Source organism: Crocosphaera watsonii WH 8501 (genome assembly GCF_000167195.1).
Classification (GTDB): domain Bacteria; phylum Cyanobacteriota; class Cyanobacteriia; order Cyanobacteriales; family Microcystaceae; genus Crocosphaera; species Crocosphaera watsonii.
Window position 1 is genome coordinate 1 of the sequence record NZ_AADV02000289.1, and the last position, 2,993, is coordinate 2,993.

5 protein-coding genes are annotated in these 2,993 nt (G+C 34.3%); 1 reads left to right on the forward strand and 4 read right to left on the reverse strand.

The genetic code is table 11. The features are described 5' to 3' along the window. From CWATDRAFT_RS30900 to CWATDRAFT_RS30915, 4 genes are all read right to left on the reverse strand, one after another. Window positions 1–606 (reverse strand): IS1634 family transposase (locus tag CWATDRAFT_RS30900; RefSeq protein WP_007308631.1); only part of this gene is annotated, 606 nt, incomplete at its 3' end. 239 nt (window positions 607–845) lie between these two features. Next, on the reverse strand, window positions 846–1,121 hold the full coding sequence (locus tag CWATDRAFT_RS30905; protein ID WP_021833689.1) for a hypothetical protein: 276 nt from the start codon (window positions 1,119–1,121) through the stop codon (window positions 846–848). An 86-nt stretch (window positions 1,122–1,207) separates the two neighbouring features. Next, entirely contained in the window at window positions 1,208–1,804 is a 597-nt protein-coding gene (locus CWATDRAFT_RS30910; RefSeq protein WP_042713007.1) for a hypothetical protein, read from the reverse strand. Window positions 1,805–1,940: 136 nt separating this feature from the next. Then, the gene (locus tag CWATDRAFT_RS30915) at window positions 1,941–2,336 is read right to left on the reverse strand and encodes a hypothetical protein (RefSeq protein ID WP_007303222.1); all 396 of its coding nucleotides are present in this window, start codon (window positions 2,334–2,336) and stop codon (window positions 1,941–1,943) included. A 79-nt stretch (window positions 2,337–2,415) separates the two neighbouring features. Between CWATDRAFT_RS30915 and CWATDRAFT_RS30920 the strand changes: the two genes are divergently transcribed. Then, window positions 2,416–2,993: transposase (locus CWATDRAFT_RS30920; protein WP_042713008.1), on the forward strand; the 578-nt coding region annotated here is incomplete at its 3' end.

Consider the following 2,993-nt stretch of genomic DNA (forward strand, 5'->3'; position numbering starts at 1 on the left):
AGATTCATTTCCATCTCCTACTCTCACAAATAATGGAATATCTCCATCTTGGCTTGTTATTAAATCCAAGACACGTTGTTTTAAGTCTGGTCTATGATCCCGAGAATATCCTTTCTTAATAAAAATTGGTCTTTCTTTAATATTTTTTTCTTCTTCCTGTTTCTCTTTATCTTCTTCCCTTTTATATTCTCCATCTAAATGAAATGATGTGGAATCTAAATGGGAGTATTTAAGGTCTATTTTAAATTTTTTAATTACTTCTAAAACTACTTCAATAAAAATATCATTTAGTCCATATTTATATAATTCATCCATTACTCTCCCAATTTTATCATCATTAAGGTAATCAGGTTTAATTCTTTCTCCTAACAATTTCTCAATGGCTTTATCTTGAAAAAACTGACTGAATAAATATAGAGGTCTTGAAACAAATCCTAGTCCATTGATTAAAATAGACTTAACTACTGTACCTGCTGAGATTTTTTCTCTAACATCTATTCCTAATTTATTATTAATTATTTTGACTATTCCTATTTCATCAATTAAACCAGCTACTATCCCTAAATGGTCTAAATTTTTAACTTGTATTTCTTCTAAATAAGACATTTTTCGCTCTTTTTTTACAGAGGAAACAACTTAAGCAATTATCCCACTTTTTTGTCTTCAAGAGCTTAAGCAATTATACTTAATTATTAACCCCAGGCTTGTAGTATTTAATGCTACTTTTTGAAGTGCGGAATCTGGGATAAATGATTGAATAGATAGATAGGGAACATCCGTGCCTTTATCGGGGAAGGGATATTCTACAAAACAAAGTAGGGCGTAATGTAATGAACCATTCATGCTTACATCTCCTTATAGGTTTTATTTAATTCATGGTTTGGTATGGACCCAGATGATTGTAGATAATCGTGTAAATATTCAGGTAACTCATAGAAAATGTCCTCAGTCTCCTCTTCATTAAAGACCTTGATTGTCCCATCACAAAAGAGTATTTCTAACAGTCCATTTTTAATGGCTACCGATTCAACAGATACGGATCTAAACCAATCTGCGTATTTTGTCCCCTCAACGTGATCGGGAACTTCTACTAAAACTAATGACAAGTAATGCTTGCTCATGGTACACTCCTATTGCTACGTATGAATGAAACTACTACGCTTGTTATATCCCCGTTCCCTTTTGTTAGTCTAAGGTAACGGGGATATCAAGTGTAAGGGAATAATAATTCTCTTGCCTTAACTATGTACTCGCAGGGAAAACCAGTTAAATATGCCTTTTTAAGTGCTTCATCGTCCTTTGTTAAACGTTTAATCAAGTCCACTGCCATAGGCAAGATTAGATCATTGATGCTTAAGTCTTTTTGTGGTTCTATGAATAACGCTTGCTGTATTCCAATTATCAACAAATGGATAGCATTACCGTCAACTTGTAGGGTCAAGTTTTTAAGCTTAGAGGCATTCTCAACCATTAAGAAACATTCGTCTAAAACATTATCAGTCAAGCAAGGCTGATTGATATCAGTTACCTTTAAAACCTTTTCTTGGGGTATCCAGTAATCGACCCTTTTCCCATCCTCTAGGTAAACGGGCTTAGAATTACATAGACATTCACTCAACAGAGTTAATTCCCATTGCTCGAATTGAGATTTGTCGACGATGTAGGCTAGTGTATACTTGACATCAGCAAAGACAAAAACTTTGCGGAAATCGGTACAAGGTAATCCACTTGGATGATTCTTTTCTAAAGACTTTAACCGTTTATGTTCGGTCAATAATACTCGATAATTAGGTGCTGTTTGCATAATTGGACTTTGGATAAAAAACAATTGTTAGCGTAAATTTTACACTAAACATATCTCCAGAGCTAAAATAGAGAATTAAGGTGATTTTAAAAACTCTCTTTCCATCTTTTTAGGGGATTTTAAATATTAAATAGCTTCATTCAGTTTCGGTTCCAATATAGATATCTAAGTAGCTTTCAGTTAGAGATTGAATGACTCGTTCTAATTCATCAATGAGATTTCTTCTAGTGAGTTTTTCTACAGCATCAATATGAGCAGAACTTTCGGCTCGTCCTAAATATTTATATTTGGTTTTTTTCTCATTATTAGTGGCCATAGGAAAAATTGATTCAGCAGCCTGTAGTTTATAATACCAGTAGATTGTTCCCTTTCCATTAACCTGATAACGAATAATATGACAATTAGCTGGTGCTACTTCCCCTTCCCGTTCAATTTTCTTTATTTTCTGTTTAAGAGAGCGAATTAGACTCTTAATTTGTTTGGCTCTCAGGTGGACATCTTGACTGGTCTTAAGTTCGGAATGTGATGACATTAGCCTTAACTGTAACAAACAACCTCTTTTGACGTTAGCGTATATATTCCGCTAATTTATAAGGTAATAAATTTTAAAAATGACCAAAAATGAAACGGCTACGTCTGTCGAGGAATTCCTGGTGTGGAGGTCTAACCTCTTCCAAGGACTAAAAGCTAGAAAAGAAACTATTATAGAATTACTCGATGCCCTCTCCAGTAACCAACAAGCTCACTCAGTCGTTGAATTGTCTCTCAATCCTTTATTTAGAAGAGATTATAACAGTTTATATAGAGGAATTCAAGAGTTTTTACCCACTCAAACTGACCCTAATTATGAACAGAGAATTGAGACTTTATTTTCAGCGGTATCGAGAACAATTCCTCCCACTTCAAAACATTATAACTTATTTGGTATTGACACAACTCCCTGTCCACGACGGTTTGGCGAAACGTTAGCGGATAAAACCTTTATTCATTACCCCAATCCAATTAAGGGAAATAAACCCATTAATATTGGACATTGTTATTCCGTTGTCTGCGCTTTACCTGACCAAATAGACACAGAAAAAGTCCCTTGGGCTGTCCCCTTATCAGGAGAGCGAGTCTCCTCTAAACATAAAGGAGTAAATCAAGGCAATCAACAACTAAAAAAAATCTGGCAAAGTTCTTTATTTTC

Excerpts from the sequence above, each read along its gene's own strand:
- CWATDRAFT_RS30905 (WP_021833689.1), bottom strand. The coding sequence starts at position 1,121 with ATGAGCAAGCATTACTTGTCATTAGTTTTAGTAGAAGTTCCCGATCAC.
- CWATDRAFT_RS30910 (WP_042713007.1), bottom strand. The coding sequence starts at position 1,804 with ATGCAAACAGCACCTAATTATCGAGTATTATTGACCGAACATAAACGG.
- CWATDRAFT_RS30915 (WP_007303222.1), bottom strand. The coding sequence starts at position 2,336 with ATGTCATCACATTCCGAACTTAAGACCAGTCAAGATGTCCACCTGAGA.